The organism is Sporosarcina cyprini (assembly GCF_022048975.1).
In the GTDB taxonomy this organism is placed as follows: domain Bacteria; phylum Bacillota; class Bacilli; order Bacillales_A; family Planococcaceae; genus Sporosarcina; species Sporosarcina cyprini.
This window is the reverse complement of record NZ_JAKMHX010000025.1, coordinates 126,428-144,410: the sequence shown is the minus strand read 5'-3', so window position 1 is coordinate 144,410 and position 17,983 is coordinate 126,428. Positions and strand designations below refer to the sequence as shown.

Sequence of the window (17,983 nt, the reverse complement as noted above, 5' to 3'; positions counted from 1 at the left end):
TCCGCCTGTCCATTTATAGTTTTAAGCTATCGTATCATAGAAACTGCATATTAGTATTTATAAGTATTCCATTTATAATTGACTCAAGAAGGAATTTTCAGCATTTGAAAGGGATGTGAATATACAATGCGAAGCAATGCGGATAAAACGATCTGGACAGGACGTACAGACCATGATTCGAATAGAGCAAGTTTCCGTTATCATCAAGTCATTGAATTTGAAGGTGTAAAGAAAGCGGATTCACAATGTGCACTCATCGGCTTTGTATGCGAAGAAGGCGTTCGTCGAAACAAAGGACGTTTAGGTGCAGCTGCTGGACCGAATGCCATGAGGGCTGAACTTGCAAAATTGCCTTGGCGGATGAATGAAAATAAAAGCGTAGCGGACATTGGAAACGTGATTTGTGAAGGTGAACGTTTGGAAGAAGCACAAGGCCAGTTAGGCGATGCTATTGCAGAAGCGCTATCGAACGGTTCGATTCCGATTATTCTGGGCGGTGGACATGAAACAGCGTACGGCCACTATCTCGGAATTAGAAAGTTCATTGGAAGCGAAGCGAAACTCGGTATCATTAATATCGATGCGCATTTCGACTTGCGTTCCTATGAAGAACAGCCTTCATCCGGAACGATGTTTAAGCAAATTTTGGAGCATGATAAGAATAGCGATTACTTAGTGCTTGGTATCCAGCGATACGGCAACACGCAGGAACTGTTCGATACAGCAGATCAGCTCGGTGTCACGTATGTGCATGAAGAGGATATGACGAACAACTCAATGGAAGACACCATTCGCACACTGGAGTCATTTATAGCAGATCACGACTACGTCATGCTGACATTGTGCACGGACGTATTAAACGCCGCGTTTGCCCCTGGCGTCAGTGCCCCTTCTCCATTCGGACTGGATCCGTTTGTCGTTCGTAACATCATTCGTACTGTTACCTCCAAAAAGAATACGCTTTCATTCGATATTTCGGAAGTCAACCCGCTCGTGGATGAAAACAACCGTACCGTTAAACTCGGCGCATATTTTGTGAATGAAGCCATCATGGCCTTTTTAGGGAGGAATTAATACATGACAATTGAATTGAACCAAGTGACGACCATCTTCTTAGCGATCGCATTACTTGTATTAGGCCGTTTATTGGTCAATAAAGTCGGCGTGCTGCAGAAGTTCTGCATACCGGCTCCTGTTGTCGGAGGGCTCTTGTTTGCCATTCTCGCTACCGTTTGTAAAGCAACTGGACTCGTTACGTTCTCATTAGATACATCTCTGCAAAGCCTTTTCATGCTGACGTTCTTCACGACAGTCGGTCTTGGCGCAAGCTTCAAGCTCGTTAAGCTGGGCGGGAAGCTCCTCATCATTTACTGGCTCGCTTGTGGCTTTTTGGCCCTCATGCAAAACGTAATCGGCGTTTCCATGGCCTCTCTCTTTAACATTCACCCGCTCATCGGGATGATGGCAGGGGCTGTTTCTATGGAAGGCGGACATGGCGCTGCCACTGCGTTTGGCCAAACAGTAGAAGATCTCGGTATCGATTCGGCTCTTTCTATCGGAGTCGCGGCCGCGACATTTGGGCTTGTAGCCGGCGGACTCATTGGTGGGCCTGTCGTTAAATTTCTCATCTCTAAATACAATTTGAAACCAACAGAAACAGATGACGTGGCTGGAGAATTCTCTGTTGAAAAAGATGAAGCAGAAATTCAAACGAACACGTTCTTCACGCAAATCTTGCTGATTACTTTCTGTATGGCGCTTGGCACGTATTTAGGTGACCTGTTCTCCTCTGCTACCGGATTTGTCCTTCCGGGTTATGTCGGCGCAATGTTTGTAGCCGTCATCGTGCGGAATATTGTCGATAAGGTCAATTCAAAGGCTATTCATATGAAGAGCGTCGGTTTGATCGGAGACATTACGTTAGGTATTTTCCTCTCCATGGCCCTTATGAGCATCAAGCTCTGGGAAGTTGCTGGACTTGCTCTTCCGTTGCTCGTCATCGTCTTTGTACAAGTTGTCTTTATTGTCTTGTTCGGCATCTTTGTTTTATTCCGCCTGCTTGGCAAAAATTACGACGCCGCTGTTATGGTAGCCGGCTTTACGGGACACGGACTTGGCGCGACGCCGAATGCCATGGCTAATATGGCAGCCGTTACCGAAAGGTTTGGACCTTCGCGCAAAGCGTACCTTGTGGTTCCAATCGTTGGCGCGTTTCTCATTGACGTATTTGCAATGCCAATCATAATTACGACCATCAATTTATTTCAATAAATGATTGAGAGTCAAGAATACGAAGGAAAATGCCCCCAGACTGATGGTTTGGGGGCTTTTTGTTGCCAATAAAACACTACGTTAATTCGAAAATAGATGATAACGTAAAAATAATTACGCTATAAGGTAATTACAGTTTGCTTTGTAGTGTAAATTTTATTACTATATAGAGTAATAGGGGGTGAATAAATTGGAAAATGAAAGTTTACGTTTAAATGTTTCATTGCTAAGAAGACGGGTGCCGAATTTGACGAGTGCCGCAAAAGCAGTCGGGTTGCGGCCAGCCACAGTATCGAATTTATGCACGGGGAAAATCTCTGTCGGCAAGTCGGAAGTGCGCACGCTTGTAGCCCTGGCGGATTTAGCGGGCTGCAGTTTGGATGAATTGATTATCAGAGGGGAGAAAATCGAGATGATCGAAACGAAAATCAAGACGCTGGATCTTTTTGCACCACTTGCGAAAGGCGGCACCGTTGGATTAGTCGCACGAAAAAACATGGGGCAGCTTGTTGTACTGAGTGAAATCTTTTATCGTTTGAAAGCGCAAGGGGTTTCGACCATTCTGCTCATGCCGCAAGGGGAATATCCCGAGCTCGCTGACGTTCTAGGAAACGCTGAGCTAGTGACTCATTCAATTGATGAAACATACGAGAAGATCGCTGCGCTAGGAAGCGAAAAAGAAATCGCATTCGCAGCAGATCGAAGCCACGTCGTATCAGGAGACATCTACGACATGCAAGAGCGGCTGCAGCAAATTGGTATCGACTCCGTGACAACTTTCTTATTGGACTTAACAGGAAATGCAGTGGACGAAGATCTTCCGTATGGACCGCTTGAAACGCTATGGCAGTTCGATGCGGATCTTTCAGCACGCCATTGCTATCCGGCAGTAGATCCAATCAGTTCCACTTCGTCTGTGCTAGAAGGTGCACATATGGACCAAAACCACTTCATTATCCAGCAAAGAGCACAGAAACTGCTTCGGCGTTACCGGGAATTACGCTCACTCGTCAATGTAAATGGGTTGGAAAAACTGCCAGCTTCAGAAGTAATGACCTTTACACGCGGCGAACGTCTTGAAGCGTATTTGACTCAGCCATTTTACGTAGCAGAGGAATTTACGAAGAAACAAGGGGAATCTGTATCACTACAGGAAACATTGAAGGATGTCCAGGCGATTTTAGATGGTTCATTCGATCAGGAGAACGTCGATCGGCTCCGCTTCATCGGGAAGATCTAACATAAAAAGATGCCAGGCACTCATTAATTGAGCGCCTGGCATTTTTCTAAAGATATGTTGCCTATCACTTAATTTGAAATCATTTCAACGTCAATGATTGTTTTAGTAGCATCCAAATAAGTAAAACGATACGTCTGTCCCTGCTGTATGAGAAACCTCTCCCAATGAATAACCATTTCACCTTCGGTCGTTTCAACAAGGGTTATCTTAGAGGTTGCAGATCCTCGATATACATCCGTCACCGCCAAGTCCTTTACTATCCATTTTTCATTAGCATAAGCTTTTATATCCTGCATGGACTTTTTTGTTTCATTGGCCCCAAACAGGAAGATGGTTATCGTAACGAGTATCGTGATAATCCAGCCAATCACAAACTTAACAACAGAAGACTTTTTGAGACGCTGCGGATTTTTAAAGACGATTACAGTGTAAAGATAAAGGAAGAATGAGCAAAGCCCCAAGCCCGCCGCAATGAGAAACGACGTTCCTACGAAGTTAATGACAAACCCGGTATATAGATCTTTCACAATAAACCAATTCACCGTAAGAAGACCAGCTGCTATAAAAGTAAGAACAATCGTGATCATCAGGATAATAAAAGAAATTCGCTGCCTTTTGTTATTCTCCTCTTCTGTCGACCTTGCACCTTTTCTCCTCATTTCTCATCCCCCCACCGTTAGTATTGGATACGAATAAAGTCCGGCAAAGTTTCAAAGAGAAAAACAAACAACAGGCACTCCTTGAGTTGTCGTCAGAGAGTGCCTGTTGCCATTATTCTTCTATTGATTCCGTCAGATTAATTTTAGATTGAAACTCCGCAAGCATCTCCCGCACTTCATCCGTCGAGCTCGTATCCATTAATTGATGGCGCAGCTCGCTCGCTCCCCGGAACCCCTTCACATAAATCTTGAAAAAGCGGCGTAGCGGTTTGAATGGACGCGGCTCTAGTTCGTCTGAGTATTTATCAAACAAGTCAAGATGAAGCCGCAAGAGATCGAGCAATTCCTCAGGGCTATGCTCCCGCTTTTCCACCTCAAAGGCGAACGGGTTTTTGAAAATACCACGCCCGATCATGACGCCATCCACGCCATACTTCAACGCGAGCTCCATGCCCTTCTCGCGGTCCGGAATATCTCCATTGATCGTCAACATGGTGTGCGGTGCAATCTCATCCCGCAGCTTTTTAATCTCCGGGATCAATTCCCAGTGTGCATCAACATTACTCATTTCTTTTCGCGTGCGCAGATGGATGGACAGATTGGCGATATCTTGCTTCAGGACATGCGTCAGCCAATCCCGCCATTCGTCCACTTCCGTGTAGCCCAGACGCGTTTTCACGCTGACTGGTAATCCGCCTGCTTTCGCGGCCTGAATGATCGCGGCTGCCGTCTCGGGATGATTGATTAACCCGCTACCCTTCCCTTTCGAAGCGACGTTCGGCACCGGACAGCCCATATTGATGTCCACACCTTTAAAGCCCATTTCCGCCATCCCGATGCTCATCTCACGAAAATGATCCGGCTTGTCCCCCCAAATATGCGCTACAATCGGCTGCTCATCTTCTGTAAATGTCAGACGGCCGCGGACACTGAAAATCCCTTCCGGATGGCAAAAGCTCTCCGTATTCGTAAACTCTGTGAAAAACACATCTGGACGTGCCGCTTCACTTACGACATGGCGAAACACCACATCCGTCACATCTTCCATAGGTGCCAATATAAAAAACGGCTTCGGTAAATCGAGCCAGAAATTATCGTTTGTCATAATAAACCCTCTCCTAGTTGACTTGTCCTTGCACAATTACGTTCATGGCAAGTGCCAGCCTTCCTATTATACAAAAATCCCGCAGGAATGTTCCACTATCTTGGAACTTTGCATGCAGGTTATTGTAAGGCATTCCACCATAAAAAAACACCAGACGCTCACTTGTCGTCTGGTGTCTTCCGCTTACCCTATATATTGCTTCGTCACATACTTGGAAGTAAAGGCTCGCATCGTGGAAAAATACCCTAATTGAAACTCGATGAGATCCCCGACCTGGTAGTCCTTTTCGCTGTCCGTCACATCTACCATCAGATGGTCGGAGCTGGCTCCGAGTACAATAAGTCCAGGATCAGTGGCTGTCGATGTTTCCACATCAAAGTCTTGCTTACCAATTGCGCAAATCGCTTTTTTCCTCATGCCTCTATCAATGAAAGACGGCGTATTTCCATACGAATCAACGCCAATTTCTCCCCATGGCATAGAAGGCTTCTCTTTTACTTCAACAATCTCACATTGAAGAGTGAAAACGTCTCGGTGAGTTCCAGGCAAATACGTATACTTAGCCCGTTCCTTACCGAATAGGAGCGATTCGCCCAGCCGTAAATTATTGACGCGGGCCGGGATGCCATCTCGCAACATGAGATCCAGCGTAGCCGAATTCCCGCCGCTGACCACTTCCAACTCTCTACCGATCCGTTCGCTAATGGCGGCCGCTACTCTCGCAAGCGTCTCCATCTTTTCTTCATCGGATTGGACGAATGAAAAACAAGTCAGGTTCACACCGATGCCGTACAGATGGACGCCAGGCATTTTTTCGGTCTCTGCTGCTACTTCGAGGAGCTCATCATGGTCAATAAAGCCTTCTCGAATATCACCAAGGTCCACCATCAGAATAATGCGATGCTGTGTGCCCTTTTTCAGCGCGGCATCACTAATCGCCTGAATGGTAACAAGCTCCGAATTTAGTGAAGCATCCGCAAAGGCAACCAGATCTTCGACCTCCGACAGCATCGGCGGACGAATCAGCCATTTCTCTGCCTCTACGCCTTGCAATTGCTTCAAGTTCTCTATTCGAGAATCACCAAGCCGCTTCACGCCGCCTTCCACATAAACACGTGCGATTTCCGGATCAGCGCCAAACACTTTTGTTACACCTGTTACTTCTATATGTTTCTCTGCACAAAGTGCCGTAACTGCACGGACATTTTCAAGCAGATGTTGTTTATTCACACAAACCAATGGATACATGGTACAAACCCTCTAATCCGAATTTAATTCCAGAAATCTGTTTTCTCTTTAAGCCCGATCGACTTCGCTTTGAAGACCGGGTTTTTGCCTTCCTTCTTCTGCTTCGTATAATCATCCAAACATTTGAAGGCCGTGCGTCCAAGAACCAAGATGATTGGAATGTTGATCAAAGCCATAATTCCCATCAATACATCCGCTGTATCCCATGCAATGGAGAAGTCGAGCTGTGCTCCGAAGAATACAATAACGACAGCAGCTAAACGGAAGATCATCAGCCCTGTCTTCCCTACATTCTTCTTGTTCAGGTACTTAAGATTCGATTCCGCGTAGAAGAAGTTCCCGATAATCGATGTAAATGCGAAACAGAATAACGCAAAAGTAATGAACCAAATACCGAAATCACCAAATGTTGTAGAAACTGCCGCCTGCGCAAATGGCACACCTTTCAATTCCTCTGTCGGTGTAACCCCAGAGCTTAAAAGCATGAAAGCTGTAGCTGTACAAATTAACAAAGTATCGATGAAAACAGATAGCATTTGGACAAGCCCTTGTTTCGCCGGGTGAGATACACTTGCAGATGCCGCAGCGTTCGGAGCAGAACCTACCCCTGCTTCGTTTGAATAAAGACCGCGTTTAATACCGTACATAATAGCAGAACCTGCAAAACCGCCAAATGCGGATTTGAAATCAAATGCTTGTTCAAAGATAGAGACAAACATGCTTGGCACAAGGTTCAAGTGAGTCACTACAATGACCAATGCAACGACAATATAAGAAATCGCCATGACAGGAACGAGGATACTCGTAATCTTGCTCAGCGTTTTGCCGCCTCTAAAAATACTCAAACCTGTAAGAACCGCCAAAATGGCACCAACAATCAATGGCGTAGAAGAATTATAAAAGCCAAAACCTTCAAATGCAGAAGAAATATTAAAAGCGGCAACCATGTTGAAACCGCCCATATACGTCAAAATCAAGGCAACTGCGAAGACAACGCCTAAGAAACGGCTCTTCAGTGCAGCTTGGATATAATAAGCCGGCCCACCATACGAGCCTCCGTCCTTATCGCGCACTTTGTAGATTTGAGCCAAAGTACTTTCAATAAATGCCGATGCGCCTCCGATAATGGCGATCATCCACATCCAAAATACAGAGCCTGCGCCCCCTAACACAATCGCAGTGGAAACCCCTGCAATGTTACCGACACCAACGCGGGAGGCAGTGGATACCATCAGTGCCTCAAATGCGGAAATCGAGTTTTTGTCCTCTTTCGGCTCTGCGACCAGCTTGATCGACTCTTTAAAGAAACGGAACTGAACAAACTTTGTACGAATTGTAAAATACAAACCTGCACCAATTAACAAGATAATGAGAATGTAACTATACAACCACGTACTGAAACTGCCAATAAAACTCTCATAGATGTCATACATGTTGAAACACTTCGCTTTCTATAATCAGAATAAATGCCGTATTCAAGAATGAATCCGTTTTCATTTCGACATGATTCATTGCTTGAACATAGTAAATTATTTTATCTTAATTTCGATATTTTACAATAGAAAATCCTGACAAAGAGAGGAAAAATCACATCGAAAGTATGAGGAAATGGTAGCTCAGGTGCTTCTTTTCTCCTGTTGATGGTTCACTCAGCAGCTCAAAAAAGCTGTTATTTCAGGGGCAGGCAAACATTCCGTGTATTTCATGAAGAGTTGCTCGTTCGTTTTAAATTTTTTTGAGCAGGGGGCAGCAGACGGAATAAACCAGTCAGCTGGTAGGGATGGAGCTGGAACACGCTTGGAAACGGAGGGGTAGGCATGGGTGACAGCTCCTTATGCTCGGGTGGAGGGGACTTATGCGCGGGTGGCAGCTCCTTATGCTCGGGTGGAGAGGACTTATGCGCGGGTGGCAGCTCCTTATGCTCGGGTGGAGAGGACTTATGCGCGGGTGGCAACTCCTTATGCTCGGGTAGAAGGGACTTATGCGCGGTGGCACTTCTTATGCACGGAAAGGGTTATTTGAAAGAAGAAAGAATTCGCGTGGGATGGTTCGGGTCTTTGAGGTGCTTTAGATCCCCCGGAATGCTCTTGTTTCATTAGTACGGCTGCTTCTTCTAACCGTCCGAACCAAACAAAAAATTCCGCCGGCTTGTTCCATGAATCATGAACAAAGCCGGCGGACTATCTTAAAACCGTGGTATGAGGTTCTCAAGTATCCAATGTCTTGACGGACATACAACTATTACAATTTTCCTTGCAAGGCAGACTGCTTGGCTTCCTACGGATTATCGTAACACAACTCCCATGAGCAGCTTTCCCTAATGAAATGCTGCATATCGTGTTACGAATCACACTAGTAAACGTTGCAAACCAGGTTGACATGCCATATATCATGAGCGGTTGGTTGACGGCTTGTTCTACTCGACAGCGCCAAACTGGTTTACAAAAGATCGTGACACTCGGAAGCCAGTACGGTAACCACCCCCTTTCCGGTTCCTTTCCTATTGTTCAATCATCCACTGACCAGAGCCTGGATCCTGCGTCATAGAAAACGTTCGGTCCGCGACACCTTCCCGTCCATACTGATAGCGGATTTCAATATGATCGCCAGCTTGCGTCGCGTTCCGATAAGACGCCTCCACAAATAATTCCCCTAACCGGGTTGTGCCAGCAAATGCAGAAGGCTGTGGCCATCTCTTGTCACCCAGCAGTGTATCATACAAATACAGATCAAAATATTGCTCCGGCGAGTAGACGCCATCCTGCCGATCTGCCAGATAATCCATATAAATCGAAGTCGTGCGCTCTTCTGTTGCGATGCCGGCCACTTGTCCATAAATTTTATGTACAGGCGTGATGGTCGCTCCCTGAACTGTTCGATCCGCCGGGAAATGGTTCAGGAGAAGATACTCCCTTGCATTCAGCACTTGATCATACCCTCCTGCAATTCGCACGTTCTGCTCTTTGTAACGATCCATCAGTTCGGATTCGAGAGGCTTGCCATTAATCTTCAGCACTCCGTCCTGCAACTTAACCCGGTCTCCCGGTACCGCAATCACTTCATAATAGACATCTTTATACGTCGGCAAATGACTTGTCGTATCGGTCATTGTCCGAACCACATCGCCCGCCTGGTAGGCTGCACGATCGTAGATATCGGCTTTGCGTTCGATAACTGTATGGAACGTTTCAGAACTTCCTTTCCTGCTGAAAGGTACAGGATCCACGTAATACAAGCCATCCACTACATCAAAATTCGGCAGTTTGGCAAATTCCTCAACATCGACAGCGGATAGTTGCTGCTTTTTTTGAAAAGCAGAGATCTGCGCCAAATCGTCCAGCGGATCATACGGCGTTCCAGGTCCCTGATCAGAAGAAAACAGATTGGCAGGGTTCATTGAAAAGAATAGTAGCAGCGCGACGGCCGGCAGCGCTACGGAGACCATCGCCACCTTCCACGAAGACTTTCTGGCAGACGGCCGTAATCTATTTTGCACACCTTGTTTGATGCGCCTTTCCTGCTCGGAGGTGTCCCCCATCATCCGATCCAATTTGCGTTTCATATCACTCATTGTTCATCACCTCCTCGTCCTCTTCCTCAAAGAACTCCTTCAGCTGCTGTTTCGCTCTCCGCAATCTCGTTTTCACCGTATTTTCATTGAGCTCCAAATAACTTGCGATTTCTGCGATGGACTGCTCGTCGTAATAATATAAAATCAACGGCTCACGGTACTTCAGCGGCAGCTGGAAAAGATGCTTCCGAAGAGACATCAGCTGCTCCTGTTCCAGCAATTCATCCTCCGCTCCTTTAGTAGCAGAGAAAGCAGCGCCAAGAAGCACATCTTTCTTATGCTTCCATGAACGCAAATAATCCTTTGACCGATTGGCCGTCATTTTTGTCAAATACGTTTTCAGAGATGCATCCTTGCGAAACTGGTCACTCTTTTGAAAATAGGTCACAAACACCTCTTGCACAATATCTTCGGCAGTCGACCAATTCTTCACATACAAATAAGCGATTCGCACCAAATAGCGCGTATGCTCATTCATCACTTGCTCCATTTCATGCATATTCGTTACTCACTCATTTCTATGGCCATGGCAGGTCCCAATTTTTCTGTCACGCCATACCGGCATATTTCCTCAATTAAACCATAATAAAGTCACTCCGAACATCTAAGCACCCTACAGACGGAGTTTTTCAGAAAAAGTTTCAAATCTTTTTAAGGAAATTTTAGAGCTGGTGTAGCGTCTTGCGGATAAACCGGAATAAAGTTTAAATGTAAAAAAACATTCTGCCCTCCTTCATGAGTGGCAGAATGCTTTTATAATCATAAGAAACTATTTACAAATCAAGATTTACTATACCTTCAGATGTAAATCTGACATCTGTCGAAATATAATTTTTGTCACCGGTTTCTACATATATGATTCCACCCGGCTGATGAATATTCAATTCATGTTCTCCATTTTTCATTGATAAACAGATGCCGAGGGCCAGAGAACCGGATCCGCAGGCTTGTTCGAAGAATCGGCTTCCTGTTTCTGTTACGTACACGAATGGCCAAATCTCATACTCCTGTCCCGCACGTTTTCGATAGGGAATGATTCCAATCGCTTTATCTTCAACTCTTTCAGTAACTACCTCAATTAGGGAATCAAAGTTCTCTTTGCTGTTTGGCCAATAATCCGTCACGAAATGTGTAATTCCGTCTAACTTCACAACGCTGCCTGATATACAATGTTCATTAAAATCTATAGTAATATCACTAATCGAGAGAGGACTTGGCATCTCGGCTTTCGCTTCAAAATGTGTTGGAGACTTCTCCACTACAACACATTCGAGTGGTATATCAGATCCAGATGCCTCCAACAGAAACTTGTTACTATTTGTTATGCCTTTATATATACAGTAAGCCGCAGCGCTTAATACCGCATTTCCGCAGAACTCCCCGCCTGACATTTCTAATCGTAACACTGACTGTTCGCCTTTTGGTGCTACCAAGAATCCTACCTGTTCCGCATGCAAATATTCATAATCCATAATCTTACTGGCTATTTCCGCATAATGAGCGGGTGGTACATAATTAGTGATGAACGCTGTCATATTCTTTGATGGACTAACCTTAACAAAATCCAGTCTCATTACGCTTGCCTTCCTTCTCGTCATAGAATTAATTATTATCATTTTCCATTTTACTAATAAGACAAATTTTCACCTTCATGCCAATAGAGGCTGAGCCCCGTAACATAAAAATGAATATTATTATACTTTCTTTTCCATGGTTTCTACTCTTTAATCATAGCTCTCTTACACCGACACGTTGCCTTCAAAGCTATTTAGAGTACCATGGCTGCAATAATACCAAAGATAAAGAGAGGGATATTATAATGTACAAATGTAGGTACACATGTATCCCAAATATGATGGTGTTTTCCATCTGCATTCAACCCAGCTGTCGGGCCGAGTGTACTGTCCGATGCAGGCGATCCCGCATCCCCAAGAGCCCCTGCCGTACCAATTAAAGCAGCAGTTGCCAACGGCGAGAAGCCGACTGCAAGACAAATGGGAACAAACAATGCAGCAATAATCGGGATTGTTCCAAATGAAGAACCTATTCCCATTGTGATTAATAGGCCAATCAGCAGCATGACGGACGCGATTACCAATTTATTATCACCTAAAATGCCCGTCGCAGCTTCGACCAGCTCATTGACTGCACCTGTCTCTTTTAATATTGTTGCATAACCTGATGCGATAAGCATGACAAACGCAATCATACCCATCATAGAAATCCCGTCATTCACAACTTTCTCTCCATCTTTAAATGGAACGACTGTGAATATAAACATTAACGCGATACCAGTAAGCGCTCCCAAAACAAGAGAACCGGTCGCCAACTGTACAACCAATGCCCCAATGATAGCAGCAATTGTCAAAAAGTGACGCGTTGAAAATTTCAGTTCCGTTTCTTCATGCGTGTCGATAGCATTAAAAACTCCTTGATCACCGGCTGGCAGCTCGCGCGGCTTTCGATACGTGATGAAAACAGCAATCAGAAGGCCAACAATCATACCAAGACCCGGAATCAACATGGCATAGGAGACAGACAATAAAGGGATATCCATGCCACTCGCTTTCATTTCATCTGCGATGATTCCGTGAAAAATAAGACCGAACCCAGCTGGAATCATAATATACGGTGCCTTTAATCCGAAGGTCAATGCAGTAGCTACACCCCTGCGATCAATTTTCATTTTATCAAACAAATGAAGTAGCGGGGGGATGAGAATCGGAATAAACGCAATGTGTATCGGCACTAAATTTTGGGAGAAGCAAGCGACTCCCGCAATTGTCAACAACAGGATGGAACGTTTTCCTTTAAGAACGTGGACAAGCCTTTTAACCAAAAACCCGGTTATTCCTGAAAGACCAATCATTACAGCGAACATTCCAAGCAAGACATAACTTAAAGCGGTATTCGCTTGCCCCCCCATTCCTGAAACAAGCATGGTCGTGGTTTCTGTCAATGACAAGCCTTCCATTAACCCGGCAACACCTGCTGCGACTAAAATCGCAAATATGACGTTAACACGGAGAAGACTCAACACGGACATTACAATAACTGAAATTACTACTGTACCTAACACAGAACCACCCCTTTTACATTCTTTTTATTATTAAAATTCAGACACATGATAATAGAGAAAGCGGCCATTTATTCATGGCCATATAATGAATATCAAAACCGCTTCCTGCTAGGTGAAACAAATTTCCCGATTTACATTATCCCATTTTTCAACTTTTAGAAGTTGAAGGTCCCCTCTTTTAACCATTTATTCATCGCTTCAATATCCGGAGAAAACACACGATCTTCTGTAATATACGGGACGATTTGTCTGCCGTTTTCAAGGAAATCTCTTGTACTAGAAGACATCTTTTCTTTCCCACGGAATTCCACTGCCTGCATGCTGCAAATCGCTTCAATTGCAAGCACACGGCGAGTATTCGTTATCACTTGATAGGCGTGTCTTGATCCGATTGTTCCCATGCTGACATGATCTTCCTGATTCGCAGACGAAGGAATCGAATCGACGCTTGCCGGATGTGCCAATGTTTTGTTTTCCGAGACAAGTGAAGCGGCAACGTATTGTAGAATCATCGCACCTGACTGTAAGCCTGGTTCTGGACTTAAGAATGGTGGTAAGTCATTTAATTGTGGATTGACTAAACGTTCAATCCTGCGTTCCGAGATATTTGCCAGTTCCGCTATAGCGATTGCCAGGAAGTCCATCGCAAATGCGATCGGCTGACCATGGAAGTTACCACCAGAAAGCACCTTTTCCCCATTGTCAAAAATCAATGGATTATCAGTGGCTGCATTCATCTCGATTTCCAATTTTTCTTTTACGTAATTCATTGCCTGCCAGGTTGCACCATGCACTTGAGGGATACATCTGAGGGAATACGCATCTTGAACCCGAAGTTCCCCTTGCATTGTTGTTAATTTACTATCAGCGAGCAGATTGCGAATTCGTTCAGCCACTTCCACTTGCTCTCTATACCCTCTAGCTAGATGGATATCTTCGTCAAATGCATCAATTATTCCATTCAAACTCTCAATCGTCAATGACGCTATTTGTTCTGATTGATAAGCCAATTTTTCTGCTTCTAAATAGGCCACCACACCCATAGCGGTCATTGCCTGCGTACCATTGATTAGAGCAAGTCCTTCTTTTGCCGTCAAGACGACCGGTTCGATTCCTTCTTTTTCTAATGCTTCCTTCGCAGGAATTCTCTCGCCTTTATAGAAGACTTCCCCTTCCCCAATTATTACAAGTGCCAAATGGGATAGAGGCGCCAAATCACCACTTGCCCCAAGAGATCCTTGCTGAGGAATCACTGGATGGATATGTGCATTCACTAAATCCAGCAATCTTTCAATGACAACAGGACGCACTCCTGAAAACCCTTTTAATAATGCATTCGCGCGCAGCAAAGTCATAGCCCTCGAAACAACTTCCGGAAAAGGATCCCCCACACCACAAGCATGCGAACGAATTAGATTCAGCTGAAGTGATCCAACATCGTCTTTATCAATTAATACATCACTAAATTTCCCGAAGCCTGTTGTTATACCGTATACAACTCTCTCTTCACTTACGAGTCGTTCGACAGCTTTTCGGCTTTCTTTAACTTTTCTCATACTTTCTTCTGAATAAGTGACTTGATCACCATTAAAAAGTATGCCGTACATCTCTGAAAGATTCAGTGTTTGACCATTTAATACAACCATGTTTCCTGTCTCCCTTCAATTCTGTTATTCTGGAGAAATTAGCTGTTGTTAGCCTGATTCTAATACGATGAGACAGGCGCACGAGCAAGCGAGTAGAAAACTAGCTACTGCACCTGCCGAAAAATCAGAACGGTAGTTTCTCTTTTATCAGTGCCTAATAATATGACCTTACTCTGTTAGCTTGTCGGATTCCCGACAACCTGCACTCCTTTTTTCCAAACTGACTTTACATGATTTACACCAAATAAATATTGCAGTTCCTGATAATTTTTAACGTTCCACAATACGACATCACCTTGTTTACCAATTTCCAACGAACCAATCTTCGCCTCGCTTCGAATAGCGCAGGCGGCATTATATGTAGCAGCTGTTAAAGCCTCTGCTGGCGTTAAACGCATTGAAATACAAGCCAAGTTCATGACAAGCGGCATAGAAGTGGTAGGCGAGGAGCCTGGATTGCAATCTGTCGAAATGGCTACTGGCACACCTTCGTCAATCATTCGTCTTCCCGCGGCTGCTTGTTCCCGTAAATACAGTGCTGTCGCCGGTAGAAGGCACGCGACTGTACCTGCTTTAGCCATTGCCTGAATTCCTTCTTCGGATGTTTTCAGGAGATGTTCGGCAGATATCGCACCGACTTTCGCCGCCAGTTCCGCACCACCATACGATTCAATTTCGTCCGCATGGATCTTTGGAATTAGCCCGACCCGTTTGCCCGCCTCTAATATTCTCTCGGATTGCTCAGGAGTAAAAACACCTTTTTCACAAAATACATCTATGAAAATCGCCAGCTTCTCCTCCACCACTGCAGGCAATACGGTTTCAATCAAATACTCAATAAACTCATCTTCCCTACTGGAATATTCAGGAGGAACGGCATGGGCTCCCATGAAAGTGGGCACAAGATCGATCGGATGTGTTTCTTGTAACTTCTTCATCACTCGCAGTTGTTTTAGCTCCGTTTCCAGATTCATTCCATAGCCGCTTTTCCCTTCCACAGTCGTCACACCATGTGCAAGGAAAGAATCAAGGCGGCGTGTTGCCTGTTCCATCAACTCTACCTCAGATGCCTCCCTTGTCATACGGGTCGTTGCATGAATGCCTCCACCTGCATTCATGATGTCCATATAAGTTGCACCTTCCAAGCGCATTTCAAATTCGCGCTCACGGCTTCCCCCGTATACCACATGTGTGTGTGGATCTACCAGGCCAGGGGTCACGAGACATCCGGAAGCGTCCACAACGCTAGCCTCTTCTGCTCTCCCGGCATACTTTTCTTCAAGTGTTTTGGTTGTACCAACAGCCTGGATGACACCGTTTTCAATCCACAGACTGCCATCTTCGATAATTCCGATTTCCGACATATCTTTTCCCGCCCGGGGGCCTTGCTTCCCGGACGCCAAAGTCGCGAGCTGGGAAGCATGTTTAATCCAAACTATATTTTTCATGAAGGCTCATTCCCTTTTTGTAACATCGGAATTTTGACACCTTTTTCTAATGCTGTTCTCTCAGCAATTTCATATCCAGCATCAACATGGCGTGCTATTCCCATGCCAGGGTCCGTAGTTAACACGCGTTCAATACGAGCAGCCGCTTCCTTCGTTCCATCTGCTACAATGACAACTCCAGAATGAATGGAATAACCCATACCGACACCTCCACCATGATGGAGAGACACCCACGTCGCGCCTCCTACTGCATTAATCATTGCATTGAGGATTGGCCAATCCGCAACTACGTCAGAACCATCCTTCATTGCCTCCGTCTCCCGATTCGGGGAAGCGACGGAACCTGAATCCAAATGGTCACGACCGATTACAATCGGAGCACTCAATTCACCACTTGCGACCATGTCATTGATAATCTTTCCGAACCGAGCACGCTCTCCGTAGCCGAACCAGCAAATACGGGCAGGAAGTCCTTGGAATTCGATTTTTTCCTGTGCCATGCGGATCCAGTTGCAAAGATGCTCATTATAGCTGAACTCTTTCAAAATCACTTCATCCAATTTATAAATATCCTCCGGATCTCCTGACAAGGCAGCCCAGCGGAACGGTCCTTTTCCTTCGCAGAATTGAGGGCGAATATAGGCAGGGACAAAGCCCGGAAAATCGAAAGCGCTTTCAATTCCTTCGTCTTTTGCTACTTGACGAATGTTGTTTCCATAGTCAAAAGTTATCGCGCCTTTGTCCATCATATCCAGCATTGCCTGGACATGTTGCGCCATGGAAGCTTTCGAGCGTTTCACATATTCTACAGGGTCACTTGCACGAAGGGTCTCAGCTTCTTCCAAAGACATTTTAGAAGGAATGTAACCATTCAATGGATCATGCGCAGATGTTTGGTCAGTCAATACATCTGGAATAAAGTTGCGTGCAATCATCTCCGGCAAAATATCAGAAGCATTCCCAAGCAAACCAATCGATAATGCTTTGCCTTCTTTTTTCGCCTCTTGTGCGAGTCGGATTGCCTCGTCCAATGAATCCGTTTTCAAATCTGTGTAGCGTGTTTCGATACGGCGATCAATACGTGTTTCATCCACTTCAATTGCAATACACACACCACCAGCCATAGTCACTGCAAGCGGCTGTGCTCCACCCATTCCGCCAAGCCCTGCTGTTACTGTAATTGTTCCTTGCAAGTTGCCATTAAAATGCTTTTTGCCAAGTTCCACAAATGTCTCATAGGTTCCTTGGACAATTCCTTGTGATCCGATGTAAATCCAACTTCCGGCTGTCATTTGCCCATACATCATGAGTCCTTTTTTATCGAGTTCATGAAACGTTTCCCAATTGGCATACGCGGGAACGATATTTGAATTTGCAATAAGGACACGCGGCGCATCCACGTGGGATTTGAATATAGCAACCGGCTTACCGGATTGGATGAGCAATGTTTCGTCATTTTCAAGTTCTTTCAGTGACTTGACGATCGCATCGAAACTCTCCCAATTTCGGGCCGCTTTTCCGATTCCACCGTACACAACAAGATTTTCAGGATGCTCAGCCACTTCAGGATCCAAGTTGTTCATCAGCATCCTCAGCGCCGCTTCTTGTAACCACCCTTTTGTATTCAACTCAGAACCTCTATAACGAATTACTTTCTCTTCAGCAATTGTCTTCATAAGTAAAGTACCTCCTTTTTTCGGTACCTTTATTATACAT

Annotated in this window: 14 protein-coding genes; 3 read left to right on the top strand and 11 right to left on the bottom strand. The window is 45.1% G+C overall.

Going from position 1 to position 17,983, the window contains the following annotated elements; all coding sequences use genetic code 11:
• Window positions 1-126 precede the first annotated feature (126 nt).
• The 3 genes from hutG (at window position 127) to L7D49_RS10895 (ending at window position 3,511) form a co-directional block, all read left to right on the top strand.
• Window positions 127-1,074, top strand: coding sequence for a formimidoylglutamase (hutG, locus tag L7D49_RS10905; protein WP_238080871.1), 948 nt, complete (start codon window positions 127-129; stop codon window positions 1,072-1,074).
• A 3-nt stretch (window positions 1,075-1,077) separates the two neighbouring features.
• A complete protein-coding gene (gene gltS / locus L7D49_RS10900; protein WP_238080870.1) occupies window positions 1,078-2,271 on the top strand; it encodes a sodium/glutamate symporter in 1,194 nt (397 codons plus the stop codon).
• A 190-nt stretch (window positions 2,272-2,461) separates the two neighbouring features.
• Complete coding sequence (locus tag L7D49_RS10895) at window positions 2,462-3,511, top strand: ATP synthase beta subunit C-terminal domain-containing protein (protein WP_238080869.1); 1,050 nt, start codon at window positions 2,462-2,464, stop codon at window positions 3,509-3,511.
• 68 nt (window positions 3,512-3,579) lie between these two features.
• Here the strand turns inward: L7D49_RS10895 and L7D49_RS10890 are convergent, their stop codons facing one another.
• From L7D49_RS10890 to hutU, 11 genes are all read right to left on the bottom strand, one after another.
• Window positions 3,580-4,170, bottom strand: a complete 591-nt coding sequence (locus L7D49_RS10890; protein WP_238080868.1) for a hypothetical protein — start codon at window positions 4,168-4,170, stop codon at window positions 3,580-3,582.
• A 112-nt stretch (window positions 4,171-4,282) separates the two neighbouring features.
• Window positions 4,283-5,275, bottom strand: coding sequence for a tRNA dihydrouridine synthase (locus L7D49_RS10885; protein WP_238080867.1), 993 nt, complete (start codon window positions 5,273-5,275; stop codon window positions 4,283-4,285).
• Window positions 5,276-5,458: 183 nt separating this feature from the next.
• Window positions 5,459-6,523, bottom strand: a complete 1,065-nt coding sequence (locus L7D49_RS10880) for an alanine/ornithine racemase family PLP-dependent enzyme (protein WP_238080866.1) — start codon at window positions 6,521-6,523, stop codon at window positions 5,459-5,461.
• A 23-nt stretch (window positions 6,524-6,546) separates the two neighbouring features.
• Entirely contained in the window at window positions 6,547-7,956 is a 1,410-nt protein-coding gene (locus tag L7D49_RS10875; protein ID WP_238080865.1) for an alanine/glycine:cation symporter family protein, read from the bottom strand.
• 1,067 nt (window positions 7,957-9,023) lie between these two features.
• Entirely contained in the window at window positions 9,024-10,094 is a 1,071-nt protein-coding gene (locus L7D49_RS10870) for a S26 family signal peptidase (protein WP_238080864.1), read from the bottom strand.
• Window positions 10,087-10,593, bottom strand: a complete 507-nt coding sequence (locus tag L7D49_RS10865) for a sigma-70 family RNA polymerase sigma factor (RefSeq protein ID WP_238080863.1) — start codon at window positions 10,591-10,593, stop codon at window positions 10,087-10,089. The genes L7D49_RS10870 and L7D49_RS10865 overlap by 8 nt, the downstream gene beginning before the upstream one ends.
• Before the next feature lie 274 nt (window positions 10,594-10,867).
• Window positions 10,868-11,668 carry a histidine racemase CntK family protein gene (locus L7D49_RS10860; RefSeq protein WP_238080862.1) on the bottom strand — a complete coding sequence of 267 codons (801 nt, stop codon included), beginning with the start codon at window positions 11,666-11,668 and terminating at the stop codon, window positions 10,868-10,870.
• 194 nt (window positions 11,669-11,862) lie between these two features.
• Window positions 11,863-13,173, bottom strand: a complete 1,311-nt coding sequence (locus tag L7D49_RS10855; protein WP_238080861.1) for a Na+/H+ antiporter family protein — start codon at window positions 13,171-13,173, stop codon at window positions 11,863-11,865.
• 155 nt (window positions 13,174-13,328) lie between these two features.
• Entirely contained in the window at window positions 13,329-14,819 is a 1,491-nt protein-coding gene (hutH, locus tag L7D49_RS10850) for a histidine ammonia-lyase (RefSeq protein ID WP_238080860.1), read from the bottom strand.
• A 176-nt stretch (window positions 14,820-14,995) separates the two neighbouring features.
• The gene (gene hutI / locus L7D49_RS10845) at window positions 14,996-16,267 is read right to left on the bottom strand and encodes an imidazolonepropionase (protein ID WP_238080859.1); all 1,272 of its coding nucleotides are present in this window, start codon (window positions 16,265-16,267) and stop codon (window positions 14,996-14,998) included.
• Window positions 16,264-17,943: a urocanate hydratase gene (hutU, locus tag L7D49_RS10840; RefSeq protein WP_238080858.1), complete on the bottom strand. Its 1,680-nt coding sequence runs from the start codon at window positions 17,941-17,943 to the stop codon at window positions 16,264-16,266. The genes hutI and hutU overlap by 4 nt, the downstream gene beginning before the upstream one ends.
• Window positions 17,944-17,983: the final 40 nt, after the last annotated feature.